Below are 25,864 nucleotides of genomic sequence, written 5' to 3'. Positions count from 1 at the left end.
GATCAGATGACCACTTCGACGCCCTCGCCCGGAGATGTACCTGACGCCCGTTCGGACTCCAGTGCCTGCTGGAGGATGATCACGGCCGCTGCCTGGTCGATGACCGATCTGCCCTTCTTGGACTTCACGCCCGAGGCGCGCAGTCCCTGACTGGCCGTCACTGTGGTCATCCTCTCGTCCACGAGGCGCACCGGCACGGGTGCGATCCCCCGGGCGAGGTCCTGCGCGAAGGCACGGACCTTGACCGCGGCCGGGCCCTCGCCCCCCTTGAGGGAGCGAGGGAGTCCGACGACGACCTCGATCGGTTCGTACTCCTCGACGAGCTGCTTCAGGCGCCGGTGGGCGGCGGGGACATCGCGTCCCGGCACGGTCTCCACCGGAGTGGCGAGGATCCCGTCGGGGTCGCACGAGGCGACCCCGATCCGGGCGTCCCCGACGTCGATGGCGAGACGGCGGCCGCGGCGCATGACCCGCTCGCCCTCGCTCACTTGGCCGACTCGGCCACGAGGCGTTCGACGGCGTCGACGGCGTCACCGATGGCGGCCGGGTTCTGGCCACCGCCCTGGGCGACGTCCGGCTTGCCTCCACCGCCGCCACCGAGGGTCTTGGCGGCCGTACGCACCAGGTCACCGGCCTTGAGGCCCCGCTCACGGGCGGCCTCATTGGTGGCGATGACCGTCAGCGGCTTGCCGTTGACCGTGGTGAACAGGGCCACCACGGCGGCCCGTCCGCCCTGGATGCGGCCGCGGACATCGAGGACCAGCTTGCGCAGGTCGTCGGCACCCGTGCCGTCCGGCACCTGACCGGTGACCAGGGCGATACCGCGTACGTCCTTGGCGGACCCGGCGAGACCGGCGGCGGCCTGCAGCACCTTCTCGGCGCGGAACTTCTCGATCTCCTTCTCGGCGTCCTTCAGCTTGCCGAGCATGGCGGAGACCTTCTCCGGAAGCTCCTCCGGACGTCCCTTGATCAGCTCCTGGAGCTGGGCGACGACCGTGTGCTCACGGGCGAGGAAGTTGTAGGCGTCGACACCCACCAGGGCCTCGATACGCCGTACGCCGGAACCGATCGACGACTCGCCGAGCAGCTTCACCAGGCCCAGCTGGGCGGTGTTGTGCACGTGCGTGCCACCGCACAGCTCCTTGGAGAAGTCGCCGATGGTGACGACCCGGACGCGCTCGCCGTACTTCTCGCCGAACTCGGCGATGGCACCCTGCTTCTTGGCCTCGTCGATGCTCAGGATCTCGGCGTGCACGTCCAGGTCGCGGGCGAGCACCTCGTTGATCTTCTGCTCGACGTCCGTCATGACGGCCGTGGGCACGGCGGCCGGGGAGCCGAAGTCGAAGCGGAAACGGCCGGGCTGGTTCTCGGAACCGGCCTGGGCGGCCGTCGGGCCGAGGGCGTCGCGCAGGGCCTGGTGCGTGAGGTGGGTGGCCGAGTGGGCACGGGCGATGGCCGTGCGGCGGCGTACGTCGATGACGGCCTGGGCCTTGGCACCGACGGTCACCTCGCCGACCTGGACGACGCCCTTGTGGACGTACACCCCGGGGACCGGCTTCTGGCAGTCGCGGATCTCGACAATGGCACCGGTGTCGACCTTGATGCGGCCCGTGTCGCCGATCTGGCCGCCGCCCTCGGCGTAGAACGGGGTGCGGTCGAGGACGATCTCGACCTCGTCGCCCTCGGTGGCGGCCGGCGAGGAGACGCCGTCGACGAGGATGCCGACGACCGTGGACTCGCCCTCGGTGTCCGAGTAGCCGATGAAGTCCGTCTCGCCGGCGGCGTCCGCGATCTCGCGGTAGGCGCCCATGTCGGCGTGGCCGGTCTTCTTGGACTTGGCGTCGGCCTTGGCGCGCTCCCGCTGCTCCTTCATCAGGCGCCGGAAACCGTCCTCGTCCACGGAGAGGCCCTGTTCGGCGGCCATCTCCAGGGTGAGGTCGATCGGGAAGCCCCAGGTGTCGTGGAGCAGGAAGGCCTTGTCGCCGGCGAGGACCTGGCCGCCGCCGGCCTTGGTCTCCGTGACGGCGGTGTCGAGGATGTTCGTGCCGGCCTTCAGCGTCTTGAGGAAGGCGTTCTCCTCGGCGACGGCGACCTTCTCGATGCGCTCGCGGTCGGTGACCAGTTCCGGGTACTGCTGGCCCATCATCTCGATGACGGTGTCGACGAGGTCCTTGACCACCGGACCCGTGGCGCCCAGCAGACGCATGTTGCGGATGGCGCGGCGCATGATGCGGCGCAGTACATAGCCGCGGCCCTCGTTGCCCGGGGTGACGCCGTCACCGATGAGCATCACGGACGTCCGCATGTGGTCGGTGACCACGCGCAGCGAGACGTCGGATCCGTGGGCGGCGCCGTACTCGACACCGGTCAGCCCGGTGGCCTTCTTGATGACGGCCATGGAGGTGTCGATCTCGTACATGTTCTGCACGCCCTGCAGAATCATGGCGAGGCGTTCCAGGCCGAGGCCCGTGTCGATGTTCTGGCTCGGGAGGTCGCCGAGGATCTCGAAGTCCTCCTTCGAGGTGCCCTCGCCGCGCTCGTACTGCATGAAGACGAGGTTCCAGATCTCCACGTACCGCTCGTCGTTGACGGCCGGGCCGCCCTCGACGCCGAACTCGGGGCCGCGGTCGTAGTTGATCTCGGAACACGGGCCGCAGGGGCCCGGGACGCCCATGGACCAGTAGTTGTCCGCCTTGCCGAGGCGCTGGATGCGCTCCTTGGGCACGCCGACGACGTCGTGCCAGATGCGCTCGGCCTCGTCGTCCTCCAGGTACACGGTGATCCAGAGCTTCTCCGGCTCCAGGCCGTAACCGCCCTTGTCCTGGGGGCTGGTGAGCAGCTCCCAGGCGTACTTGATGGCGCCTTCCTTGAAGTAGTCGCCGAACGAGAAGTTGCCGCACATCTGGAAGAACGTGCCGTGCCGGGTGGTCTTGCCGACCTCTTCGATGTCCGGCGTACGGACGCACTTCTGGACGCTGGTGGCACGGTCGAACGGCGGCTTGACCTCACCCAGGAAGTAGGGCTTGAAGGGCACCATGCCGGCCGGGACCAGGAGCAGAGTCGGGTCGTCCGCGATGAGCGACGCCGAAGGGACGACGGTGTGACCGCGCTCCTCGAAGAAGCTCAACCAGCGGCGACGAATCTCGGCCGACTCCATCAGTGGTCCTCATTCCGGTTGTACGAGTACGTCGACCTCTCGACATACGTCGGGTTCTTGCTGTACTTCGGGTCGTTGCTGTTCTCGATGGCGGCGACGCGCCGCGGGGAGGGCAGTTCGGGATCGGCGTTCAGCCCGAGCACCTCGCCGAGTTCGGCCTCCCGCTGGACCATTCCGTCGCGGACGTCGAGTGCGAAGTCCTTGATGCGGTGGCCCGCTTCGAGTGCCTTGTTGGCTGCCTGGGCCGCGAGGCTCTCGGGCGTCAGCTGCCGGAGCTTGCGGTTGACCTTGGTGGTGGCCCACACACCGGCGGCTGCGCCCGCGGTGAACCAGAACGTACGGCGGAACATCGCTGCGTCAGTCCTTCTTCCGCTTTCCCCGTCGCGCCGACGGGACGGTGCGGCCCACGATCACGGTACGTCGCGCGGGCTTGGCGGGCGCGTCCTCGCGGCGGCCGCCGATGGCCCGGCGCACGCCGTAGCCGAACGCCGCGACCTTCACGAGGGGGCCGCCGAAGGTGGAGGCGACGGTCGTGGAGAGCGCCGACGCGTTCGACGTGACCTCCTGGACGTCCGACGCGATGGCGTCCACCCGGTCGATCTGGGTCTGTGCGGAGCGCACGGCCGAGGAGGCGTCTGCCAGCAGCGGGACGGCCTGGTCGGTCACGTCCGCGACGAGCTTGGTGGTCGCCCTGAGCGTCTGGGCCAGCCTCGCCAGTGCCACCGCGAGGAAGGAGACCAGGATCGCCCAGAAGACGGCCACCAGGATCCCGGCCACCTCTCCACCGGACACTGCGCACCCGCTCCCTGGATCGTGCCTCAACATCGAAAACATCGAAAAGTCGTCCCCCGAGCCTATCGCGCCGGGGCTGGGGCTCCGTACCGGATTGCCGCCCGTCGGAGGCCGAGTTGCACGAAGCGATTGTACGGAGTGCTTACGGATGAGTACGCTCCGTTCCCCATGCGACGTTCTCAGCGTTCCGGTGCGGGGGCCGGCGGTCACCGGGCCGGGAATCTGCCCCTGGAGCTCAACGCGTTCGTGGGCCGCGCGGCCGAACTCACGCAACTGGGTGCGGCCCTCGGTGCGGCACGGCTGGTCACCGTGACGGGTCTTGGCGGGGTCGGCAAGTCACGCCTCGCGGCGCGCGCGGCTGCCAGAACCCGGCCGCGCGACGGGGTGTGGCGCGTGGAGCTGGCCGCGGTGCGGGAGGCGGAACTCGTCGAGTACGCGGTGGTCGAAGCCCTCGGTCTGACGGATCACACCTCCCGGCCGCCGCGTCAGGTGCTGCTCGACCATCTGTCGAAGCGTCAAGTCCTGCTCGTACTGGACGGGTTCGAGCATCTGGTGGACGCGTGTGCCTCGCTGGTCGGTGAGTTGCTGCGGCGGGCGCCGGGGCTGCGGGTGCTCGCCGTGGGGCGCAGGCCGCTGGCGGTGGAGGGCGAGCGGCTGTTCCCGCTGGCGCCGCTGACCGAGCGGGAGGCCGCCGAGCTGTTCGCGGACCGCGCCGCCGCGAGCACACCGGGTTTCACCCTCCATGACGGCAACCGCGCGGACGTGCACGAACTGTGCCGGCGGCTGGACGGCATCCCGCTCGCGGTCGAGCTGGCGGCGGGACGGCTGCGGACGCTCTCCCCCGCGCAGCTGCTGATGCGCCTCGACGACCGGTTCCGGCTGCTGACGGGAGGCGGGCGCGACGCGCTCCCGCGCCATCAGACGCTGCGGACGGCGATCGGCTGGAGCCATGAGCTGTGCACGCCGGAGGAGCGGCTGCTGTGGTCGCGGCTCTCGGTGTTCGCCGGGCAGTTCGATCTGGAGGCCGTGGAGTACGTGTGCGGGGGCGACGGCCTGCATCCCGACAACATCCTCGACGTGCTGGGCGAGTTGCTCGCGCAGTCGGTGGTCACCCGCGAGGAGACCCGGGCGGGTGTGCGCTACCGCATGCTGGACACGGTCCGGGCGTACGGCACCGACTGGCTGGCGGCGACGGACGACACGGCTCGGCTGCGGCGGCGCCACCGCGACTGGTACATGGGGCTCGCCACGTGGTGCGAGCTGGACTGGTTCTCGCCCCGGCAGCGCGAGGTGGCCGCGCGTGTGGAGGCGGAGCTGCCGAACCTGCGCTGTGCGATGGAGCAGTGCCTGTCCGAGCCGGGTGGCGGTCATCTGGGCCAGTACCTCGCGGGCACGCTCTGGTTCTACTGGGTCGGCTGCGGCCGGCTGTCGGAGGGGCGGCACTGGCTGGAGCGGACCGTTCTCCTCGACACCGAGCACGAGCGGTCGCGGCTGAAGGCGCTGTGGGTGCTCGGCTATGTGGCGATCCTCCAGGGCGACACGGCGTCGGCGCTCGCCGCGCTCGCGGAGTGCCGGGAGAAGGCGGAGGACAGCGGCAACCCCCTCGCGCTGGCCTATGCCGAGCACCGCACCGGCTGTCTAGCCCTGGTCACCGACGACATGGCCCGCGCGGAGACACTGCTGCGTTCGGCGCTCGACCGCTATCAGGAGATCGGCGAGCTCAACAGCAACGTCCTGATGGGCCAGGTCGAGCTGGCGATGACGCTGGCATTCCAGGGCGATCTGCCGGGCGCGGTCCGGCTGTGCGAGGACGTGCGCCGGGTCTGTCTGGAGCACGGCGAGCGCTGGACCCTCGCGTACGCGCTGTACGTCCTGGCGTACGCGGCCTGGACCGAGGGCGATCTGCCGGGGGCCCGGGGGTTGCTGGTCGAGTGCCTGGACATCAACCACGTCTTCAACGACCTGCTCGGCACGGTCCTGGCGATGGAGCTGCTCGCGCTGATCACGGCGGCGGAGGGCGACGCCTCCGAAGCCGCGGTCCTCCAGGGCTCCGCGTCCCGGATGTGGCCGTCGGTGGGCCTGCCGCTGTTCGGCTCCGCCTACTACAACGCCCCGCACGAACAGTGCGAGGCGACGGCCCGGGAACGGCTGGGCGACGAACGGTACGAGGAGTGCGTACGGGCCGGTGCGCGGCTCGGCCGGCAGGCGGCGGTGGGGCGGGCGCTCGGGCACACCCGGCCGCGGCTGCTCGGTGCGCTGCCGCCGCCGCGCGGGCTGCCGGGCCCCCCGGACACGCGAAAACCCGCCGCCTCCCCCACCCGGAAGGGCGGGGAGACGACGGGCTGACGCACAGGTGGTGCTACATCCGGCTGAGGGTGATCAGCGGGCGTAGTACTCGACGACGAGCTGCTCGTCGCAGATCACCGGGATCTCCTTGCGGTTCGGCTCGCGGTCCAGGCGGAAGGCCAGGGCGCGGAGGTTCACCTGGAGGTAACGCGGGGTCTCGCCGTCAGGGGCGAAGCCGCCCTCGCGGGACACCTGGAACAGCGGCTTCTCGCGGCTGCGCTCACGGACCATCACGACGTCGTCGGGCTTGACGCGGAACGACGGCTTGTCGACCTTGCCACCGTTGACCTCGATGTGGCCGTGAACGACCATCTGGCGGGCCTGGTAGATCGTGCGGGCGATGCCCGAACGCAGAACCAGGGCGTCGAGACGACGCTCCAGCTCGATGACCAGGGCCTCACCGGTCTTGCCCTGCGTCTTGGCGGCACGCTCGTAGGCGCGGACGAGCTGGCGCTCGGACACGTCGTACTGCGCGCGCAGACGCTGCTTCTCGAGCAGACGGACCTTGTAGTCCGAGTTCTGCTTACGGCCACGGCCGTGCTCGCCCGGCGGGTAGGGGCGGGCCTCGAAGTACTTGACGGCCTTCGGGGTCAGCGCGATGCCGAGGGCACGCGACTTCTTGACCTTGGGGCGGGACTGGTTCGCCATGAACCAAACACCTCATGTTTCTGATGCGAATACGGCTTCACCAGGGTTAGGGGAGGTCGCAATCCGCAGCCAGGGAAACCCTGCGGGTCCGGTCGGTCGGACCTGCGGGGCAGCCGCTCCCTGTGCTGGGCACATACGTGCAGCACGCGAGTGGCCCACCGACCGTTTCCCGGAGATCCGGGAGGGTGGTGGGCTGCCCGCGACACCTTCGACGGTGCGCGACGCTCCTGGAATCCCCGCCTCGCGGTGAGGGCTCCGGCTGGATGTCCCGTTCTGGTGATGTCGACGCCCTCGATGAAGAGAGGCCGGACACGGGACGCAGCGCTTCGAGGAGTCTACAGGGTGGTCAGGACCGCCCTCGACCGAGGTGCTTCCTGGTCCACTCCACTGCGTCCGCGTACCGCGCCTCGGCTCCGTGGCGGGTCGGGGTGTAGTACTCGCGGTCCTTGAGCTCCTCCGGCGCGTACTGCTGGGCGGCGATTCCCTCGGGCAGGTCGTGCGGATACACGTACCCCTGCGCGTGGCCGAGCTTGGCCGCGCCCTTGTAGTGCCCGTCGCGCAGGTGCATCGGTACGGGGCCCGCGTGGCCCTTGCGTACGTCTTCCATGGCGGCGCCGATCGCCGTCGTCGCCGCGTTCGACTTCGGGGCCAGGGCGAGGGCGATGGTGGCGTGGCTGAGGGTGAGCGCGGCCTCGGGGAAGCCGATCATGGCGACGGCCTGGGCTGCGGCGACGGCTGTCGGCAGCGCGTTCGGATCGGCCAGGCCGATGTCCTCGCTGGCGGAGATCATCAGGCGGCGGGCGATGAACCGGGGGTCCTCGCCGGCCTCGATCATCCGGGCGAGGTAGTGCAGCGCGGCGTCCACGTCCGAGCCTCGGATGGACTTGATCAGCGCGCTCGCCACGTCGTAGTGCTGGTCGCCGTCGCGGTCGTACTTCACGGCCGCCCGGTCGACCGTCTCCTCCAGGGTCTGGAGGGTGATCTCCTGCTCGCCCTTGTCGAGCGCGGACCCGGCGGCGGCCTCCAGCGCGGTCAGCGCGCGGCGGGCGTCACCGCCGGCGATCCGCAGCAGGTGCTCCTCGGTGTCCTCGGGGAGGGTGACGGCCTCCTTGAGGCCGCGCTCATCCGCGAGGGCCCGGCGGAGCAGTCCGCGCAGGTCGTCGTCCGTGAGCGGTTCGAGGGTCAGCAGCAGCGAGCGGGACAGCAGCGGGGAGATCACCGAGAAGTACGGGTTCTCGGTGGTCGCGGCGATCAGCGTCACCCAGCGGTTCTCGACGGCCGGGAGCAGGGAGTCCTGCTGGGCCTTGCTGAAGCGGTGGATCTCGTCGAGGAAGAGGACGGTCTCCTTGCCGAAGCCTCCGGTGGCACGGCGGGCGCCCTCGATGACCGCGCGGACCTCCTTGACGCCGGCGGTGATCGCGGAGAGCTCCACGAAACGCTTGTCGGTGGCCTTGGAGACCACGTACGCCAGGGTCGTCTTGCCTGTGCCCGGTGGTCCCCAGAGGATGACCGAGGACTGGCCCGCCGGACCCCCGCCGTCGCCGACCAGTCTGCGCAGGGGTGAGCCCGGTTTCAGAAGGTGCTGCTGGCCCACGACTTCGTCGAGGACGCGCGGGCGCATCCGTACCGCCAGGGGACTGCTGGACGGGTCCTTCTCCTGGCGTTCTTCGGCTGCGGCGGTGAACAGGTCGGGCTCCACGACCAAAACCCTATGTCACGCCACTGACAACACCGCCGGCCCGGTGGAATTCAGCTGGTCCAGAAGTCCCACCAGCGCGTGAGGACCAGCATGCCGATGATCCCGATGTGCATGACCGGCAGCACCCAGGCGAACTCGCCGAGGAAGCCCTTGACCCAGCCCGGCGCGGGCAGGAAGCCGTTGCGGACGTTGTGCGAGGTCACGGACCAGAACATGATGATCGTCGCGATCCAGGCGAGGGAGCACCACAGGCACAGCGAGTTGATGTTGTACAGCGACTGGTACTGCAGCCAGGTGCAGAAGCCGACGCCGAACAGCGTGCCCGCGTTGAACGTCAGCCAGTACCAGCGCGGGAAGGTGGCGCGGCCGAGCAGGCTCATGCCGACGCAGATCACGATGCCGTAGGCGACGAGGCCCATCATCGGGTTGGGGAACCCGAAGGCGGAGGCCTGGTCGCTCTTCATGATGTTGCCGCAGGAGACGACCGGGTTCAGGCTGCAGCCCGGGGTGAAGTTCGGGTCCTCCAGCAGCTTGAACTTGTCGATGGTGATGACCCAGGAGGCCAGCAGTCCGGCCGCGCCCGTGATCACCAGCAGAAGGGCGAGGAAACGACCGCCGCCCACGGACCGTGGGGCCTCGGCACCTTCCTGGTCGTGGGAGTCGGTGCTGATGCCTTCCCTGACTGTCGTCTTGCTCATCACGCCGTTTCCGTAGCTTGAGGGGGCCTTCCGGGCACGGTCATTGTGCCGCACACGCGCGCGTGTCCACCGTTCGATGGACATAAGGAAGTACGCGCGGTGGTCCCGGAACGTTCGCTTCGGCGGGACGCTCGACGGCATGACAGCACACGCGAACGAACTCGCAGTGCACGTACGAGGACTGCGCAAGCGGTACGGGGACGTGACCGCCGTCGACGGCATCGATCTCGGGATACGGCGGGGCGAGGTGTTCGGCCTGCTCGGACCCAATGGCGCGGGCAAGAGCACCACCGTGGAGATCCTCCAGGGCAACCGTTCCAGGGACGCGGGTGATGTCTCGGTCCTGGGTTCGGACCCGTCGACGGGCACGCGCGCGTGGCGTTCGCGAGTCGGCATCGTCTGGCAGGACGAATCCGCGCCCGCCGAGTTGACGGTGCGCGAGACCGTGCGGCATTTCGCGCGCTACTACGCGAAGCCGCGCGACCCGGAGGAGGTCATCGTCCTGGTGGGCCTTGAGGAGAAGGCGACCAGCCGGATCAAGGCCCTGTCGGGCGGTCAGCGGCGACGGCTCGACGTGGCGCTCGGTGTGATCGGCGGCCCCGAACTGCTGCTCCTGGACGAGCCCACGACCGGCTTCGACCCGGGAGCCCGCCGCCGGTTCTGGGACCTGATCCGGAAACTGTCCGACGAGGGCACGACGATCCTGCTGACCACGCACTACCTGGAGGAGGCGGAGGCACTCGCACACCGGCTCGCGGTGATGGCGAAGGGCCAGGTGGTGGCCGAGGGAGAACCGGCGGCCCTGCGCGACCGGTACGGCACCGAGGCCACCGTCGAGTGGACGGAGCCCGCGGGCACCCCGCGTCGCGAACGCACCGGAACACCCACCCGCACGATCGCCGGACTCATGCGCCGCTTCGACGGGGAGATCCCGGGACTGCGGGTGAGCCGCCCCACCCTGGAGGACGTCTACCTGCGGCTGACCGGGCAGGAGGCGGCACGATGACAGCGACCTTCGTACGGTCCGGGGCCGCCGCCGGACAGCTCCCCGGTACCTGGGGCCTGGGCCTGCACCGGGGCGCGCTGGAGATCAGGCTGTTTTTCCGCCAGCGCGACCAGGCGGTGTTCACCTTCGCCTTCCCGATCGTCTTCCTGTTCCTCTTCGCGTCGATCTTCAGCGACGACGTCACGGGCGCGGGCATCACGGCCTCGCAGCTCTACGTGCCCGCGATGATGGCCGCGGGCATCATGACCACCAGCTTCCAGTCGCTCGGTACGTCGATCGCGATCGAGCGGGACGAGAAGGTGCTGCGCCGGCTGCGCGGCACACCGATGCCCCCGGCCGCGTACTTCCTCGGGAAGATCTGGCTGGTTCTGGTCACCGGTGCCCTGGAGACGGCGGTCATGCTCGTCGTCGGTACGACGCTGTACGACGTGGATCTGCCTTCCAGCGCCGGGAAGTGGTTCGACTTCGCGTGGATCTTCGTCCTCGGTCTGACGGCGTGCGCCCTGCTCGGCATCGCGATCAGCTCGGTGCCGAGCTCCGGCAAGAGCGCCACGTCCGTGGTCGTACTCCCCTTCCTGGTCCTGCAGTTCATCTCCGGGGTGTACATCTCCGTCGCCACCATCCCCGGCTGGATGCTCGACATCGGCGCGCTGTTCCCCCTCAAGTGGATGTGCCAGGGCCTGCGCGGGGTGTTCCTGCCGGAGTCGGCGCAGGTCCTCGAACAGGCGGGAGACTGGGAGTTCGGGCGCGTGGCCCTGGTGCTCGGGGCCTGGTGCGTCGGAGGATTGCTGCTGTGCCTGCTGACCTTCCGCTGGAAGAGCGAGCGCGACCGGTGAGCGCTGCGGTGGGGTCGTGCGACGCGTCCGGGACAGGACGCGCCGGCCCGAACGTCTGGGAGCGCACCTTCCGGCTCTGGGACCCGTACTTCGCGGTGGTGTGGGTGGCCACGGTGGTGTTCGTGCTGGGCGCGGCGGATCCGGAGCCGCCGGTCCGGCTGGCCACCATCGGCCTGCTCACGCTGCTCGTTCCCTGGTACGTGCTGGTGGGACGGCCGGTCCTGATGGCCGAGGGCCAGGACGAGCGGCGAGCGCTGGGCTACGTCGCCGGGGCGACCCTCCTCTTCCTGCCGCCCGGCGTCCTGGTCGGCGAGACCCGAGTGCTGACCTTCGCCCTCATCCCGCAGTGCTTCATGGCGCTGCGGATGCGCTGGGCGATGGTGGCCGTGCTCGTCATCAACGTCGTGCCGGCGGCGGGCTGGTCCCTGCTGTGGCGGCCCGGACCGCGGATCCTCTTCGTCAACTCCGTCTCCGCGGTGGTCAGCGTCGCGTTCTCGGCGGCCATCGGCAGCTGGATCATCCGCGTCATCGAGCAGAGCCGGGAACGGGCCGATCTCATCGCCGAGTTGGACGCCAGCCGTCACGAGCTGTCCCGGCTCTCGGCCGCGCACGGCGCACTGGCCGAGCGCGAACGCCTCTCCCGGGAGATCCACGACACGCTCGCGCAGGGCTTCACCAGCCTGCTGATGCTGACCCAGGCGGTCGAGGCCGAACTGGACCGCTCCGACGTGACGCGGGCCCGCCTGCATCTGGCCCTCATGGACGAGACCGCGCGGCAGAGCCTCGCCGAGGCGCGGGCTCTCGTCGCCGGTGGCACGCCCGCCGACCTCGACGGGGCCTCGCTGCCGGACGCTCTGCGCCGGCTCGCCGCCCGGCACGATGCGTCGGTGACCGTGTCCGGTCCCGTCCGCGCGCTGCCCGCCGGGCCGGAGGTCGTGGTCCTCCGCTCCTGCCAGGAGGCGCTCGCCAACGCCCGCAAGCACGCGGGGAGTTCGGCCGCCGTCACCGTCGCGCTCACGTACGCCGACACGGCACTCACCGTGTCCGTACGCGACGAGGGGCGCGGCTTCGACCCGGCGGCACCGGCCACCGGTTACGGACTCGCGGGGCTGCGGGCACGGGCGGCGGAAGTGGGCGGGACCGCGCGGGTGCACAGCGCCCCCGGCGACGGCACGACGATCACCGTCCGGCTACCGGTACCCCCCGAAAGGAGTACCCCGTGATCCGGATCGTCCTCGCCGACGATCATCCCGTCGTACGCGAGGGCCTGCGCGCGATGCTCAGCGCCGAGCCCGACCTCGATGTCGTCGCCGACGCGTCCAGTGGGCCTCAGGCCGAGGCCCTCGCCGCCGAGTTGCGGCCCGACATCGTCCTCATGGATCTGCGGATGCCCGGTGGCGGGGGTGTCGACTCGATCGTCCGGATGGCGGAGGCGGGGCTGCCGTGCCGCGTCATCGTGCTCACGACGTACGACACCGACCGGGACATCCTGCGGGCCGTCGAGGCCGGGGCCGCGGGCTATCTGCTCAAGGATCTGCCGCGTGGGGCGCTGGCGGACGCGGTGCGGGCCGCCGCGCGGGGCGAGACCGTGCTGGCGCCGGCCGTCGCCGCCCGTCTGGTCGACCGGCTGCGTACCACGCCGGAGCGGCCTCGGTTGTCCGCGCGGGAGGTCGCCGTGTTGCGACTGGTCGCGGACGGGTGCACGAACGCCGAGATCGGGCGTCGCCTCTTCATCGGCGAGTCGACGGTGAAGACCCATCTGCTGCGGGCGTTCGGCAAGTTGGGGGTGGACGACCGCACGGCGGCGGTGACATGCGCGATGCGATTCGGTCTGCTCGACTGAGGATCTTTCGCCCCCGCCGCCCCTACCCATTTCCCGTCCCTGACTCAGGGGCTCCGCCCCCGAACCCCCAAAAGACTGCGCAGTTCCCCGCGCCCCTAAGGCCTTTAGGGGCGCGGGGAACTGCGCGACCAGCCCCCACCGGCCCGCACCCAACAACAAACCCCCACGGGGTCTGGGGCGGAGCCCCAGAAGGACGGGAATGGGTAGGGGCGGCGGGGGCGAGAAAAAGCAGGCCCAAGCCCACTCAGCTCAGCCGGGACTCCAGTTCCGCCACGATCTCGTTCACTCCGACCGGCACCTGCTCACCGGACTCCATGTCCTTGAGCTGGACGACACCTTCGGCGAGATCGCGCTCACCGGCGACAACGGTGTACCGCGCCCCACTCCGGTTCGCGTTCTTCATGGCCCCCTTGAGCCCCTTGCCCCCGTAGGAGAAGTCGGCCGCGACCCCGTTCCGCCGCAACTCGGTCACCACCCGGAAGAGCACCCGCCGAGCCTCGTCCCCGAGCGGCACCGCGAACACACTGGTGGACGCGGGCAGTTCGAGGACCACACCCTCGGCCTCCAGCGCGAGGACCGTACGGTCGACACCGAGCGCCCACCCGACGGACGGCAGCGCGGGACCACCGATCATCTCGGACAGGCCGTCGTAGCGACCGCCGCCACCGACCGCGGACTGCGAACCGAGACCGTCGTGCACGAACTCGAAGGTGGTCCGGGTGTAGTAGTCCAGCCCACGGACCAGCTTCGGATCGTCCTCGAAGGAGACACCGGCGGCCGTGATCAGCTCGCGGACCTCCTCGTGGTACGCCTTGCACGAGTCGCAGAGATAGTCCCTCAGCAAGGGCGCACCGACCAGCTGCTTCTGGACGTCGTCACGCTTGTCGTCGAGGACGCGGAGCGGGTTGATCTCGGCCCGCCGGAGCGTCTCCTCGTCCAGGTTCAGCCCCCGCAGGAAGTCCTGGAGCGCGGCCCGGTAGACGGGACGGCACTCCTGGTCGCCCAGCGAGTTGAGGAGGATCCGGAAGTTACGCAGCCCGAGCGAGCGGTACGCCTGGTCGGCCAGGATGATCAACTCGGCGTCCAGCGCCGGGTCCTCGGCCCCGATCGCCTCGGCGCCGACCTGCGAGAAGTGGCGGTAACGGCCCTTCTGGGGGCGCTCGTAGCGGTAGTACGAGCCCGAGTACCAGAGCTTGACGGGGAGGTTGCCCACCTTGTGGAGGTTGGCTTCGAGGGCGGCGCGCAGCACGGAGGCCGTGCCCTCGGGGCGCAGCGCCAGCTGGTCGCCGCCCTTGGTCTCGAAGGCGTACATCTCCTTGGTCACGATGTCGGTGGACTCACCGACCCCGCGCGCGAAGAGTTCGACGTTCTCGAATCCGGGCGTCTCGATGTATCCGTAACCGGAGTTCCGCAGCGGCGCGGCGATCGCCTCGCGCACCGCGAGGAACGTCGCGCTGTCCGGCGGAATCAGGTCGTACGTGCCCTTGGGGGCCTTGAAGGTGCTCACGCGAAGTCTCTCGTCACATTCCTCGTCGAGGAGCGGAGGTCGGGTCCGCTCCCGGGCCGGGCGCCGCCACCTGCCGCAAGTACGGGTTGGTGGCGCGCTCCTGACCGATGGTCGTCTGGGGGCCGTGGCCGGACAGCACCACGGTCGAGTCGTCGAGCGGCAGGCACACGCGGGCCAGCGAGTCGAGGATCTCGGTGTGGGAGCCACCGGGCAGGTCGGTGCGTCCGATGGAGCCGGCGAAGAGCAGATCCCCGGAGAAGAACACGGACGGGATGTCCGTGGTCTCCGGCATCCGGAACGTCACCGACCCCTTCGTATGGCCGGGCGCGTGCGCGACGGAGAAGTCGAGGCCGGCCAGCTTCAGCGCGGCGCCGTCCGTCAGCTCCTTCACGTCGTCCGGCTCCCCGATGGTCAGCTCGCCCATCAGCGGCATCCCGATGGAGCGGCCGAGCGCCCGCTCGGGGTCGCTCATCATGTACCGGTCCTCGGGGTGGATCCACGCGGGCACGTCGTGCGCGCCGCACACCGGGACGACCGAGGCGACATGGTCGAGGTGGCCGTGCGTGAGGACGACCGCGACGGGCTTGAGCCGATGCTTCTTCAGCGTGTCCTCGACTCCCTGGGCGGCCTGATGGCCCGGGTCGATGATCACGCACTCCTCGCCTGCGGCGGGGGCGACCAGATAACAGTTGGTGCCCCAGGCCCCGGCGGGGAACCCGGCAATGAGCACGTTCGTCCTTCGGTATGTCGTACGGGGGAATGGCCTGGCTGTGCATCAGAGCCTACCGGCGCTGCCGGAACCACAGCGAACCCATATACGGTACGGGGCACACGCAGGCGGTCGGCTCAACAGACGCACGCGTCCCACCTGACGTACGAGACGCATGAGGAGATAACCCGGTGGTCACCCAGGAACAGCGGCGGCGTCAGCTCGCCCGGGAGAAGTTCTTGCGGCAACAGCAGCGGCGCACGTCCGCTCGGCGCAAGGCCCACGCTCGCAACGCGGTGATCGCGTCGGTCCTCGGCGTCGTCGTCGTGGGCAGCGTGGTGTCGTACGCGACCGGGGTCTTCAAGAACGACGACAACAAGTCGGACGCGGCCGCCGAGGCCAGCCCCAGCCCTTCCGCGCCCAGCAAGGCACCGGACCCCTGCGAGAAGGCCGCCGCGGGCAAGGTGAAGTCGCTGAGCTACAAGAAGGAGCCGGCGATCACCATCGACAAGTCGGCGGACTACACGATGAAGCTGCAGACGACCTGCGGCACGATAGACATCGACATGCCGGCCGCGAAGGCCCCGCACACCGTGAACTCGTTCAACTTCCTGGTGGGCAAGGGCTATCTGGACCACACCAAGTGCCACCGCCTCACCACGAACGGCATCTTCGTGCTCCAGTGCGGTGACCCGCAGGGCACCGGCATGGGCGGCCCCGGCTACACGATTCCGGACGAGAACCTCAAGGACAAGCGCCTCAAGGGCGACGTGTACCCGGCGGGCACGGTGGCGATGGCCAACCAGTACAACGCCCAGACGAAGGAGGGCCGCAACTCCGGCGGCAGCCAGTTCTTCCTCGTGTACCAGGACAGTCCGTTGCCGGCCAACTACACACCGTTCGGGACTATTTCCGAATCGGGCATGAAGGTCATGGAGAAAATCGCCAAGGCCGGCGAGACCACTGGCCAGGGCGACGGCGCACCCAATGCGACCGTCGTGATCGACAAGGCGACCGTGACGAAATCCTGACCTCCAGCAGCGAAATTTCGGTCGCGCGGGATGCGGACAGCCGCCCCGCCGGTCGCCTATGTTGGCCGTGACGAAACTGTGGACGATGCCCGGGGGTAAAGCAGCCCCACGCAGGCATCATGTGGAGGAGGCGCTGTGAGCAGCGACCCGTGGGGCCGCGTCGACGAGACGGGGACCGTGTACGTGCGTACGGCCGACGGCGAGCAGGTCGTCGGTTCCTGGCAGGCCGGTTCTCCCGACGAGGCACTGGCCTACTTCGAGCGCAAGTACGAGGGCCTGGTCGTCGAGATCGGCCTCCTCGAGCGACGAGTGAAGACCACCGACCTGTCGGCGAAGGACGCCCAGATCGCCATCGACCACATTCGCGAGCAGGTGGACGCCCACCACGCGGTCGGGGATCTGGACGCGCTGAAGGTGCGGCTGGACAAGCTCGTCGAGACGGTCGAGGCACGCCGCGAGGAGCGCAAGGCGCAGCGGGCGAAGCAGTCCGACGAGGCCCGGCACTCCAAGGAGGCGCTGGTCACCGAGGCGGAGGAGCTGGCCCAGTCCGACCAGTGGCGGGCCGCCGGTGAGCGGCTGCGGGCGCTCGTGGACACGTGGAAGGGCCTGCCGCGGCTCGACCGGAAGTCCGACGACGAGCTGTGGCACCGCTTCTCGCACGCGCGCTCGGCGTTCTCCAAGCGCCGCAAGGCGCACTTCGCGTCGCTGGACGCGCAGCGCGAGGAGGCCCGCAAGACCAAGGAGAAGCTGGTCGCGGAGGCCGAGTCGCTGTCCGCCTCGACGGACTGGGGTCCGACGGCCGCCCGCTACCGCGAGCTGATGGCGGACTGGAAGGCCGCGGGCCGCGCCCAGCGCGAGCACGAGGACGACCTGTGGAACCGTTTCCGCGGTGCCCAGGACGTGTTCTTCGCGGCGCGCAGCTCGGTCTTCGCCGAGCGGGACGCGGAGCAGACGGAGAACCTGAAGCTCAAGGAGGAGCTGGCCGAGGAGGCCGAGAAGCTCCTCCCGGTGCAGGACCTCAAGGCGGCGCGGGCCGCCTTCCGCTCGATCAACGAGCGGTGGGAGGCCATCGGCCATGTGCCGCGGGACGCCCGCCCGAAGGTCGAGGGCCGGATGCACACGGTGGAGCGGGCCCTCCAGGAGTCCGAGGAGGCCGAGTGGCGCCGGACGAACCCGGAGGCACGCGCGCGTGCCGAGGGTCTGACCGGTCAGCTCCAGGCGGCCGTGGACAAGCTGCAGGGCCAGATCGAGTCGGCGCGGTCCTCCGGCAACAACGCGCGGGCCGACAAGCTCCAGAAGGAGCTGGACGGCCGCCAGGCGCTCCTTGAGCAGGCTCTGAAGGGTCTGCAGGAGTTCGGCGGCTGAAGCGCCGTCGGCGGCTGAAGCGCCGGCTGAAGCCCACGGGGCAGCGGCCGAGGCCACCGGGGCGAGGCCGCTGAGGCCTTCAGCGGTTTTCCGCTTCTACGTAGAGGGGCTTCCGTACGAAACGTACGGAAGCCCCTCTACGTAGTGGCCGGTTTACGGCCGGACCGTCTACGGCCTCCGCGCCGACGTCACCCGGTACACGTCGTACACGCCCTCCACTCCCCTGACCGCCTTCAGGACGTGGCCCAGGTGCTTCGGGTCGCCCATCTCGAAGGTGAAGCGGGAGGTGGCCACCCGGTCGCGGGACGTCTGGACGGCCGCCGACAGGATGTTGACGTGCTGGTCGGACAGGACCCTGGTGACGTCCGACAGGAGCCGCGAGCGGTCCAGCGCCTCCACCTGGATGGCGACCAGGAAGACCGAGGACTGGGTGGGCGCCCACTCGACCTCGAGGATGCGCTCGGGCTCGCGGGACAGCGAGTCGACGTTGACGCAGTCGGTGCGGTGGACCGACACACCGCTGCCGCGCGTGACGAAGCCCATGATCGGGTCGCCGGGGACGGGCGTACAACAGCGGGCCAGCTTGACCCACACGTCGTCGACGCCCTTGACCACGACACCCGGGTCGGCGTTCGACCGGCGCTTGCGGCCCCGGCCGCGCGCGGGCGGGACGCTCTCGTCGATCTCCTCGGTGGCCGCTTCCTCGCCGCCGAGCGCCTGGACGAGCTTCTGTACGACGTTCTGCGCGGCCACATGGCCTTCGCCGATCGCCGCGTAGAGGGACGAGATGTCGGGGTAGCGCATCTCGTGCGCGAGCGTGACCAGCGAGTCGCCGGTGAGGATGCGCTGGATCGGCAGGTTCTGCTTGCGCATGGCGCGCGCGATGGCGTCCTTGCCCTGCTCGATGGCCTCGTCGCGGCGCTCCTTGGAGAACCAGGCCCGGATCTTGTTGCGGGCGCGCGGGGACTTCACGAAGCCCAGCCAGTCGCGGGACGGGCCCGCGCCGGCCGCCTTCGAGGTGAAGACCTCGACCAGGTCGCCGTTGTCCAGGGTGGATTCCAGCGGTACGAGGCGTCCGTTGACCCTCGCTCCTATGGTCCGGTGGCCGACCTCCGTGTGGACCGCGTACGCGAAGTCCACCGGGGTCGCCCCGGCCGGGAGCGCTATGACGTCGCCCTTCGGCGTGAAGACGAAGACCTCGTTGCGGGACAGGTCGAAGCGCAGGGACTCCAGGAACTCGCTGGGGTCCTCGGTCTCCTTCTGCCAGTCGAGCAGCTGGCGCAGCCACGCCATGTCGTTGACGGCGTCCTTGTCCTTGCCGAGGCCCCTGGGCGCGTCCGTGCGCACCTTGGAGGCGCCGGCGGAGGGCTCCTGCTTGTACTTCCAGTGCGCGGCGATGCCGTACTCGGCGCGGCGGTGCATGTCGAACGTACGGATCTGGAGTTCGACCGGCTTGCCGTTCGGACCGATCACCGTCGTGTGCAGCGACTGGTACATGTTGAACTTGGGCATCGCGATGTAGTCCTTGAACCGCCCCGGAACCGGGTTCCAGCGGGCGTGGACGGTGCCCAGCGCCGCGTAGCAGTCGCGGACCGTGTCGACGAGGACGCGGATGCCCACCAGGTCGTAGATCTCCGCGAAGTCACGGCCGCGGACGATCATCTTCTGGTAGACGCTGTAGTAGTGCTTCGGGCGGCCGGTGACGGTCGCCTTGATGCGGGCCGCGCGCAGGTCGGACTGGACCTCGTCGGTCACTATGGCGAGGTACTCGTCGCGCTTGGGGGCGCGCTCGGCGACCAGCCGCACGATCTCGTCGTACATCTTGGGGTAGAGGATCGCGAAGGCGAGGTCCTCCAGCTCCCACTTGATGGTGTTCATGCCCAGGCGGTGCGCCAGCGGAGCGTAGATCTCCAGTGTCTCGCGGGCCTTCTTCTCCTGCTTCTCGCGCTTGAGGTAGCGCATGGTGCGCATGTTGTGCAGGCGGTCGGCGAGCTTGATGACCAGGACGCGCGGGTCCTTGGCCATGGCGACGACCATCTTGCGGACGGTCTCGGCCTGGGCGGCCTCGCCGAACTTGACCTTGTCGAGCTTGGTGACGCCGTCGACGAGCAGGGCGACCTGGTCGCCGAAGTCGCGCTTGAGGGTGTCCAGGCCGTACTCGGTGTCCTCGACGGTGTCGTGCAGCAGGCCCGCCATCAGCGTGGCCGGGTCCATGCCCAGCTCGGCGAGGATCGTCGTCACGGCGAGCGGGTGGGTGATGTACGGGTCGCCGCTCTTGCGCTTCTGGCCGCGGTGCCAGCGCTCGGCGACCTGATAGGCCTTCTCGACCTGCCGCAGGGTGGCGGTCTCGATCTTCGGGTCGTTGCTGCGCACTATCCGCAGCAGGGGCTCCAGGACCGGGTTGTACGGGTTGGACCGCTGGACACCGAGACGGGCGAGACGGGCGCGTACGCGGTTGGAGGAGCCGCCGCCGGAGCGTGCGGGCTGGCCGGCGGTGGGACGGGCCGAGGACGCGGGTGCCTGGCGCTCGGGGGCGGCCGGCTCGGGGCGTGGCTGCTCAGCCGCCTTGGCTCCGGGCGCGGGCTCGGACGAGCCGTTCTTCGCGGGCGCACTCGCGGGCGCTGCGGGCGTGCCTGCGGGCGCCGCGGACTTCTCGGGCTTGGCGGCGGTGAGTGGCTGGGCCTCGTCTGGCAAGAGGACTCCTCGTGCGCGATCCGGGTCCCCGGTCAGGCTCCGGAGACCCCATGGTAGCGATCCTGGGCTCCGGACTCGCCTCCGGCCGGTGAGACCGGGTTCTACGGGAGAAACGCGAGAGGCGGGCACCGGATTCCTCCGGGCCCGCCTCCGCGGTGTCCTACAGGCGCCCAGGACGTGTCGTACGGGCGCCTGAGGGGTTGCTCAGACCTTGAGCAGCGCCTCCAGCGGGGCTCCGTCCAGGGCCGGCTCCAGCCGGGCACGGCCGCCCAGGAAACCGAGCTCCATGAGGACGGCGACGCCGGCGACCCGGGCACCGGCCCGGCGGATCAGCTGGAGCGAGGCCTCTGCGGTGCCACCGGTGGCGAGGACGTCGTCGACGACCATCACGCGGTCGTCCGCGCTCAGGTCCTCGGCGTGCACCTCGATCTCGGCGGAGCCGTACTCCAGGTCGTACGTCTGGCCGAGGGTCGCTCCGGGGAGCTTGCCCGCCTTGCGTACGGGGATGAAGCCGAGCCCCGCCCGGACCGCGACGGGCGCGCCCAGGATGAAGCCGCGGGCCTCCAGGCCGACGATCTTCGTGGCGCCGCTGCGGACGCTGATCTCGGCCAGCGCGTCGGTGAGCGCCGTGAACGCCGCCGGGTCGGCCAGGAGCGGGGTGATGTCCTTGAACATCACACCCGGCTCCGGATGGTCCGGGACATCACGGATACGGCTGAGCAGCAGCTCTTCGATACCGGTCATCGGCGCTTCCCCGACGGCCGGCCGCGTCCCCTGCCGCGCGACGACGGCTGGGCACGCTGGGCGCGCGGTCCGACGACCGCGGGCGTCGCGTCCTCCGGCTCGTCCTCGTCGTAGCGCTCGTCGACGACCGGGGCCTCCAGGGACTCGCCCTTCGCGGCGGCCGCGGCGCGCTTGGCGAGGACACGCTTCCTGAGGGCCTTCATCTGCGGCTCGCGCTCCTTGAGGTCGGCGACGAGCGGCGTGGCGATGAAGATCGAGGAGTACGCACCGGCCGCGAGGCCGACGAACAGCGACAGCGAGATGTCGTTGAGCATGCCCGCGCCGAGCACACCGCCACCGATGAACAGCAGGCCGCCGACCGGGAGCAGCGCGACGACCGTGGTGTTGATGGAACGCACCAGGGTGCCGTTGATCGAGCGGTCCGCGATCTCGCTGTAGGTCCAGCGGGTCTGCTTGGTGATGTCCTTCGTCTGCTCCTTGAGACTGTCGAAGACGACGACGGTGTCGTAGAGCGAGTAACCGAGGATGGTCAGCAGACCGATCACCGTGCCCGGGGTGACCTCGAAGCCGACCAGGGCGTAGACGCCGACCGTGATGGTGATGTCGTGGATGAGCGCCACGAGCGCGGCCACGGCCATGCGCCACTCGAAGGCGATCGCCAGATAGATCACCACCAGGACCAGGAAGATCGCGAGACCTTGCCAGGCCTTGTTGGCGACCTGATCACCCCAACTGGGGCCGACCAGGTCGGCGTTGATCTTCTCCGCGTCGACCTTCAGGTCCTTGGAGAGCTCCTGCTTGATCTGGTCGGACTTGCCGGTGTCGATGCCGGCGATCTGGATGCGCAGTCCGCCGTTGCCGAGCTTCTGGACGATCGCGTCGTGGCCGGAGGCCTCTTCCGCGTACGTCTCGGCCTGGCTCACCGAGATGCTGGTCTTCTCGGTGGTGAAGACGGCGCCGCCCTGGAACTCGATGCCCATGTTCAGGCCGCGCACCGCCAGGCCGACGATGGCCGTGATGGTGATCAGGATCGAGATGCCGTACCAGAGCTTGCGCTTGCCGACGAAGTCGTAGCCGATCTCGCCGCGGTGGAGCCGGGCGCCGAGGGTGCCGAGTTTCGACATCTCAGGCCTCCTTCGTGTCGACGGGAGCGGACACGCGACGGGTGCGGCGCAGCGGCGGCTGGACGCCCAGTCGCTTCGGGTCGAGGCCGGACCAGCTGTGGCCCTCCGCGAAGAACTTCTTGCGGGCGAGGATCGTCATCAGCGGCTTGGTGAAGAAGAAGACGACGACCACGTCGAGCAGGGTGGTCAGACCCAGCGTGAACGCGAAGCCCTGGACCTTGCCGACCGTGACGACGAAGAGCACGGCCGCGGCGAGGAACGACACGAAGTCGGAGACCAGGATGGTGCGCCGGGCGCGCGGCCAGCCGCGCTCGACCGCGGGCCGCAGCGTACGGCCCTCGCGGATCTCGTCACGGATGCGTTCGAAGAACACGATGAACGAGTCCGCCGTGATGCCGATGGCCACGATGGCGCCGCAGACCGCCGGCAGGTTCAGGGCGAAGCCGATGGCCGGGCCGAGCAGCGACATGATCACGTAGGTCATGACCGCGGAGACCAGCAGCGACGCGATGGCGATGAGCGACAGACCCCGGTAGTAGGCCACCAGGTAGATGATGACCAGCGCCAGGCCGATGGCGCCGGCGATCAGACCGGCCTCCAGCTGCTCGCCGCCGAGCGCGGCGGTGACGGTGGTGACGCTCGCCTCCGTGAAGGTGAGCGGCAGCGCGCCGTACGACAGCATGTTGGCCAGGTCCTCGGCCTCCTGCTGCTTGAAGCTGCCGGAGATCTCCGCGCTGCCGCCGGTCAGCGCCTGGCTGACGTACGGGTCGGAGACGACCTCACCGTCGAGGACGATGGCGAACTGGTTCTGCGGGGACTGGTTCTGCGCCAGCTTGCCCGTGATCTTCGCGAACTTGTCGGATCCCTTGGACGTGAAGTCCATGGTGACCTTCCAGCCCGCGGCACCCTGGGTGTCGAACAGGGCCGAGGCCTTGTCGACGTCCGTGCCCTCGACCTCGGCCGGGCCGAGGATGTACTTCTGCCACTGACCCTGGGAGTTCTGGCCACATGCGACGGTCGGGTCGCCGGCCTTGACGCCGTCACCGGCCTTCGCGCGGGCCGTCTTCTTGGTGCAGTCCAGCGCGGTGTACTCCGCCTGGAGCTTTGCGGTCGCCGGGTCGGTGCTCGCGGACGGCGAGGCGGACGGGCTGGACGAGGCGGAACCGCTGCCCGACGGGGTGGGGTCGGCCTTCAGCGCGTCGGTGACCGCGCGGCCCTGCGTGCTGGACGTGGCCGAGGGGGTCGTGGAGGGCGACGAGGACGAGGTGGCCTTGTCGGTGGCCTTGTCCTTGTCGCTGTCCTTGTCCGAACCCGTGGAGGCGCTGCTGGAGGCGCTCGGCGAGGGGCTGGCCGCCGGGTCCCCACCGGAGACCTCGGTGGTCAGGACGGGACGGAAGTAGAGCTTGGCGGTGGTGCCGACCTGTTCCCGGGCCTGCTCGGAGTTGGTGCCCTTGGGGATGTTGACGATGATGTTGCTGTCGCCCTGGGTCTGCACCTCCGCCTCGGTGACGCCCAGACCGTTGACACGGCGGTTCATGATGTCGACCGCGGTGTTCATGTTGGTCGGGTTGATCGCGTTCTTCTGGCCCGGCTCGTTCTTCGCCTGGAGCGTGATGCTCGTACCGCCGGCGAGGTCGATGCCGAGGCGCGGCGTCGTGTGTCCGGAGGCGAACATGCCGCCGGTGAGCGCCACGATGGCGATCAGGATCAGGGCCAAGGTGCGCCCCGGCCTGCCCTGGGTGCCCTGTCGGCCCTTCTTAGGTGCTGCCACCTTCTCGTTCTCCCTCTTCGTCCGCCCGGTTACCGAAGTACCTGCGCGGACGGGCATGAATGGTGTCGAGATTCCGTGCGAAGCCACACGTCCCGGGGACCGCGGCGCGCGAGCGGCGCACTCCGCGGTCCCCGGTCGTGACTACTTCGCGTCGGACTCGCCGTCGGACTTCTTCAGGTCAGCCTCATCGGCCTTCTTCGGCTCCGCGTCGGCGGACTCCTCGACGGGCTCGTCGGCCGCGTCCTTCTTGCCGAGGTCGATGGGCTTGTCGTCGGAAGCGTCGGCGGGCTCGTCGGTCTCGGTGAGGGAGGAGGCGTCGTCCGGAACGACCGCTTCGTCATCCTTCAGGTCGTGCTCGATGCCGTGAACGAGGCGGTTGTACTCGTCGTCGCTGAGGACCGCGCCGATCGCGTTCTTCGCGAAGAGCAGGTCGACGCCCGGGCCTGCGTCAAGGAGGACCGTGTCCTCGTTGACCTCCTTCACCGTTGCGTACATGCCACCGATCGTGCGGACGCCGGAGCCGGGCTGCATGTCGTTGCGCATCTGCGCAGCCGCATTCTGCTTCTTCTTGGCCGACCGGGTCATCAGGAACATGGCCCCGATGAGCACGATGAACGGGAGGAGGGTCACGAGACTCACGGGACGGAACTTCCTTCATTCGACCGCGATGGTGAGCGGCCTGATGGATGGGGGTATGTACGCCGCCGACAAAGGCGGCATCGGCGGAGTCTAAGCGAGTCCGCCGTCAAGGAACAACGCTCAGCATGGCACCGGGGTTCCTGACCTCGCGAGCCCCCTCGCCGTCACGCCCCGAACAGGTCCTGTTGTCCGTTTCCACCGGTTGACGGCCGGGGCGGGGTGAGGCCGAAATGGGCCCATGCCGCCGGCGTCGCCACCCGCCCGCGGGGTGTACGGGCCAGTAGCCCCTCGCGGACGAGGAAGGGTTCGGCGACCTCCTCCACGGTCTCGCGCTCCTCCCCCACGGCGACGGCGAGCGTCGACAGACCGACCGGGCCGCCGCCGAAGAGCTTGATCAGCGCTTCGAGGACACCGCGGTCCAGGCGGTCCAGGCCCCGGCTGTCCACTTCGTAGACGGCGAGGGCGGCGCCGGCGATCTCTCGCGTGACGAAGCCGTCGGCCTTGACCTGGGCGTAGTCGCGGACGCGGCGCAGGAGCCGGTTGGCGATACGGGGTGTGCCACGGGAGCGGCCCGCGATCTCGGCGGCGCCCGCGGGGTCGATCTCGACGTCCAGCAGGTTCGCCGAGCGGTGGATGACGCGCTCCAGCTCGGCGGGCTCGTAGAACTCCATGTGGGCGGTGAAGCCGAAGCGGTCCCGCAGCGGGGGCGGCAGCAGGCCCGCGCGCGTGGTGGCGCCGACGAGCGTGAAGGGTGGCAGTTCGAGCGGGATGGCGGTGGCGCCCGGGCCCTTGCCGACGATCACGTCGACGCGGAAGTCCTCCATCGCCATGTAGAGCATCTCCTCGGCGGGCCGCGACATGCGGTGGATCTCGTCGAGGAAGAGGACCTCGCCCTCCTGGAGGGAGGAGAGGATCGCGGCGAGGTCGCCCGCGTGCTGGATGGCGGGGCCGCTGGTGATGCGGATGGGGGCTTCCATCTCGGCGGCGATGATCATCGAGAGGGTGGTCTTGCCGAGACCGGGGGCGCCGGAGAGCAGGACGTGGTCGGCGGTGGCGCCACGCGCGCGTGCGGCCCGCAGAACGAGGTCGAGCTGCTCGCGGACCTTCTCCTGGCCGATGAACTCGCCGAGGTCCTTGGGGCGCAGGGCGGCCTCGACGGCCTGCTCCTCATGGTCGGCGGACGCACCGACGAGCCGCTCGGCGGTGTCGTCGTCGGCCGTGTCGTCCCAGTTCATGTGCTGTGCCTCGCGGGGTT

The 25,864-nt window shown here is 69.7% G+C and carries 22 protein-coding genes; 7 read left to right on the top strand and 15 right to left on the bottom strand.

Annotated elements, in window-relative coordinates; translation table 11 throughout:
* Positions 1 to 2: 2 nt before the first annotated feature.
* Genes ruvX through ACIBEI_RS46325 form a run of 4 tightly spaced genes read right to left on the bottom strand, consistent with a single transcriptional unit; the run spans position 3 to position 3,982 of the window.
* Complete coding sequence (gene ruvX, locus ACIBEI_RS46340) at positions 3 to 467, bottom strand: Holliday junction resolvase RuvX (protein ID WP_359856008.1); 465 nt, start codon at positions 465 to 467, stop codon at positions 3 to 5.
* A 17-nt stretch (positions 468 to 484) separates the two neighbouring features.
* Positions 485 to 3,157, bottom strand: a complete 2,673-nt coding sequence (alaS, locus tag ACIBEI_RS46335; RefSeq protein WP_398897235.1) for an alanine--tRNA ligase — start codon at positions 3,155 to 3,157, stop codon at positions 485 to 487.
* Positions 3,157 to 3,507: a DUF6167 family protein gene (locus ACIBEI_RS46330; protein WP_055614426.1), complete on the bottom strand. Its 351-nt coding sequence runs from the start codon at positions 3,505 to 3,507 to the stop codon at positions 3,157 to 3,159. Before ACIBEI_RS46330 ends, alaS begins: the two co-directional genes overlap by 1 nt.
* Positions 3,508 to 3,514: 7 nt before the next feature.
* Positions 3,515 to 3,982, bottom strand: a complete 468-nt coding sequence (locus ACIBEI_RS46325; RefSeq protein ID WP_143635401.1) for a DUF948 domain-containing protein — start codon at positions 3,980 to 3,982, stop codon at positions 3,515 to 3,517.
* Between the two features lie 135 nt (positions 3,983 to 4,117).
* Here ACIBEI_RS46325 and ACIBEI_RS46320 point away from each other — a divergent pair, with 135 nt between their 5' ends.
* Entirely contained in the window at positions 4,118 to 6,295 is a 2,178-nt protein-coding gene (locus tag ACIBEI_RS46320) for an ATP-binding protein (protein WP_398897234.1), read from the top strand.
* 33 nt (positions 6,296 to 6,328) lie between these two features.
* On the opposite strand, the gene rpsD is transcribed toward ACIBEI_RS46320, so the two are convergent.
* From rpsD to ACIBEI_RS46305, 3 genes are all read right to left on the bottom strand, one after another.
* Positions 6,329 to 6,943, bottom strand: a complete 615-nt coding sequence (gene rpsD, locus ACIBEI_RS46315; RefSeq protein ID WP_398897233.1) for a 30S ribosomal protein S4 — start codon at positions 6,941 to 6,943, stop codon at positions 6,329 to 6,331.
* 346 nt (positions 6,944 to 7,289) lie between these two features.
* Positions 7,290 to 8,642, bottom strand: a complete 1,353-nt coding sequence (locus ACIBEI_RS46310; RefSeq protein WP_398897231.1) for a replication-associated recombination protein A — start codon at positions 8,640 to 8,642, stop codon at positions 7,290 to 7,292.
* Between the two features lie 50 nt (positions 8,643 to 8,692).
* The gene (locus tag ACIBEI_RS46305; protein WP_398897230.1) at positions 8,693 to 9,340 is read right to left on the bottom strand and encodes a vitamin K epoxide reductase family protein; all 648 of its coding nucleotides are present in this window, start codon (positions 9,338 to 9,340) and stop codon (positions 8,693 to 8,695) included.
* A 139-nt stretch (positions 9,341 to 9,479) separates the two neighbouring features.
* Between ACIBEI_RS46305 and ACIBEI_RS46300 the strand changes: the two genes are divergently transcribed.
* The 4 genes from ACIBEI_RS46300 to ACIBEI_RS46285 are packed head-to-tail and all read left to right on the top strand — an operon-like array spanning position 9,480 to position 13,025.
* The gene (locus ACIBEI_RS46300; protein WP_398897228.1) at positions 9,480 to 10,346 is read left to right on the top strand and encodes an ABC transporter ATP-binding protein; all 867 of its coding nucleotides are present in this window, start codon (positions 9,480 to 9,482) and stop codon (positions 10,344 to 10,346) included.
* Positions 10,343 to 11,182 (top strand): ABC transporter permease, encoded by an 840-nt coding sequence (locus ACIBEI_RS46295; RefSeq protein ID WP_398897227.1) that lies wholly within the window; start codon positions 10,343 to 10,345, stop codon positions 11,180 to 11,182. The genes ACIBEI_RS46300 and ACIBEI_RS46295 overlap by 4 nt, the downstream gene beginning before the upstream one ends.
* Positions 11,179 to 12,405 (top strand): sensor histidine kinase, encoded by a 1,227-nt coding sequence (locus tag ACIBEI_RS46290; protein ID WP_398897225.1) that lies wholly within the window; start codon positions 11,179 to 11,181, stop codon positions 12,403 to 12,405. Before ACIBEI_RS46295 ends, ACIBEI_RS46290 begins: the two co-directional genes overlap by 4 nt.
* Positions 12,402 to 13,025 (top strand): response regulator, encoded by a 624-nt coding sequence (locus tag ACIBEI_RS46285; protein WP_398897224.1) that lies wholly within the window; start codon positions 12,402 to 12,404, stop codon positions 13,023 to 13,025. Before ACIBEI_RS46290 ends, ACIBEI_RS46285 begins: the two co-directional genes overlap by 4 nt.
* 244 nt (positions 13,026 to 13,269) lie before the next feature.
* Here the strand turns inward: ACIBEI_RS46285 and hisS are convergent, their stop codons facing one another.
* Together hisS and ACIBEI_RS46275 are read right to left on the bottom strand one after the other, a co-directional pair.
* On the bottom strand, positions 13,270 to 14,532 hold the full coding sequence (hisS, locus tag ACIBEI_RS46280) for a histidine--tRNA ligase (protein WP_398897222.1): 1,263 nt from the start codon (positions 14,530 to 14,532) through the stop codon (positions 13,270 to 13,272).
* 13 nt (positions 14,533 to 14,545) lie between these two features.
* Entirely contained in the window at positions 14,546 to 15,262 is a 717-nt protein-coding gene (locus ACIBEI_RS46275; RefSeq protein WP_269650534.1) for an MBL fold metallo-hydrolase, read from the bottom strand.
* Between the two features lie 170 nt (positions 15,263 to 15,432).
* Between ACIBEI_RS46275 and ACIBEI_RS46270 the strand changes: the two genes are divergently transcribed.
* Positions 15,433 to 16,272 carry a peptidylprolyl isomerase gene (locus tag ACIBEI_RS46270; RefSeq protein ID WP_398897220.1) on the top strand — a complete coding sequence of 280 codons (840 nt, stop codon included), beginning with the start codon at positions 15,433 to 15,435 and terminating at the stop codon, positions 16,270 to 16,272.
* A 135-nt stretch (positions 16,273 to 16,407) separates the two neighbouring features.
* Entirely contained in the window at positions 16,408 to 17,637 is a 1,230-nt protein-coding gene (locus ACIBEI_RS46265; RefSeq protein ID WP_398897218.1) for a DUF349 domain-containing protein, read from the top strand.
* A gap of 168 nt (positions 17,638 to 17,805) precedes the next feature.
* Here the strand turns inward: ACIBEI_RS46265 and ACIBEI_RS46260 are convergent, their stop codons facing one another.
* The 6 genes from ACIBEI_RS46260 to ruvB all read right to left on the bottom strand — a co-directional run bounded on the left by ACIBEI_RS46260 (position 17,806) and on the right by ruvB (position 25,844).
* Positions 17,806 to 20,331 carry a RelA/SpoT family protein gene (locus ACIBEI_RS46260; protein ID WP_398897217.1) on the bottom strand — a complete coding sequence of 842 codons (2,526 nt, stop codon included), beginning with the start codon at positions 20,329 to 20,331 and terminating at the stop codon, positions 17,806 to 17,808.
* Positions 20,332 to 20,535: 204 nt separating this feature from the next.
* On the bottom strand, positions 20,536 to 21,075 hold the full coding sequence (locus ACIBEI_RS46255; protein WP_398897215.1) for an adenine phosphoribosyltransferase: 540 nt from the start codon (positions 21,073 to 21,075) through the stop codon (positions 20,536 to 20,538).
* Positions 21,072 to 22,199, bottom strand: a complete 1,128-nt coding sequence (gene secF / locus ACIBEI_RS46250) for a protein translocase subunit SecF (RefSeq protein ID WP_189839890.1) — start codon at positions 22,197 to 22,199, stop codon at positions 21,072 to 21,074. Before secF ends, ACIBEI_RS46255 begins: the two co-directional genes overlap by 4 nt.
* Position 22,200: 1 nt before the next feature.
* Positions 22,201 to 23,970 carry a protein translocase subunit SecD gene (gene secD / locus ACIBEI_RS46245; protein ID WP_398897213.1) on the bottom strand — a complete coding sequence of 590 codons (1,770 nt, stop codon included), beginning with the start codon at positions 23,968 to 23,970 and terminating at the stop codon, positions 22,201 to 22,203.
* 141 nt (positions 23,971 to 24,111) lie between these two features.
* Positions 24,112 to 24,609, bottom strand: a complete 498-nt coding sequence (gene yajC / locus ACIBEI_RS46240) for a preprotein translocase subunit YajC (protein ID WP_398897212.1) — start codon at positions 24,607 to 24,609, stop codon at positions 24,112 to 24,114.
* A 164-nt stretch (positions 24,610 to 24,773) separates the two neighbouring features.
* A complete protein-coding gene (gene ruvB, locus ACIBEI_RS46235; RefSeq protein WP_055614439.1) occupies positions 24,774 to 25,844 on the bottom strand; it encodes a Holliday junction branch migration DNA helicase RuvB in 1,071 nt (356 codons plus the stop codon).
* Positions 25,845 to 25,864: the final 20 nt, after the last annotated feature.

Source organism: Streptomyces sp. NPDC050988 (genome assembly GCF_044456225.1).
GTDB lineage: Bacteria > Actinomycetota > Actinomycetes > Streptomycetales > Streptomycetaceae > Streptomyces.
This window is presented reverse-complemented; position numbering and strand designations above follow the sequence as displayed.

Bases quoted from the DNA above. Each gene is read 5' to 3' on its own strand.
- ACIBEI_RS46330 (WP_055614426.1), bottom strand. From the start codon at position 3,507: ATGTTCCGCCGTACGTTCTGGTTCACCGCGGGCGCAGCCGCCGGTGTG.
- ruvX (WP_359856008.1), bottom strand. From the start codon at position 467: ATGCGCCGCGGCCGCCGTCTCGCCATCGACGTCGGGGACGCCCGGATC.
- ACIBEI_RS46255 (WP_398897215.1), bottom strand. From the start codon at position 21,075: ATGACCGGTATCGAAGAGCTGCTGCTCAGCCGTATCCGTGATGTCCCG.
- ACIBEI_RS46295 (WP_398897227.1), top strand. From the start codon at position 10,343: ATGACAGCGACCTTCGTACGGTCCGGGGCCGCCGCCGGACAGCTCCCC.
- ACIBEI_RS46325 (WP_143635401.1), bottom strand. From the start codon at position 3,982: ATGTTGAGGCACGATCCAGGGAGCGGGTGCGCAGTGTCCGGTGGAGAG.
- ruvB (WP_055614439.1), bottom strand. From the start codon at position 25,844: ATGAACTGGGACGACACGGCCGACGACGACACCGCCGAGCGGCTCGTC.
- ACIBEI_RS46305 (WP_398897230.1), bottom strand. From the start codon at position 9,340: ATGAGCAAGACGACAGTCAGGGAAGGCATCAGCACCGACTCCCACGAC.
- alaS (WP_398897235.1), bottom strand. From the start codon at position 3,157: ATGGAGTCGGCCGAGATTCGTCGCCGCTGGTTGAGCTTCTTCGAGGAG.
- ACIBEI_RS46320 (WP_398897234.1), top strand. From the start codon at position 4,118: ATGCGACGTTCTCAGCGTTCCGGTGCGGGGGCCGGCGGTCACCGGGCC.
- secF (WP_189839890.1), bottom strand. From the start codon at position 22,199: ATGTCGAAACTCGGCACCCTCGGCGCCCGGCTCCACCGCGGCGAGATC.
- ACIBEI_RS46300 (WP_398897228.1), top strand. From the start codon at position 9,480: ATGACAGCACACGCGAACGAACTCGCAGTGCACGTACGAGGACTGCGC.
- rpsD (WP_398897233.1), bottom strand. From the start codon at position 6,943: ATGGCGAACCAGTCCCGCCCCAAGGTCAAGAAGTCGCGTGCCCTCGGC.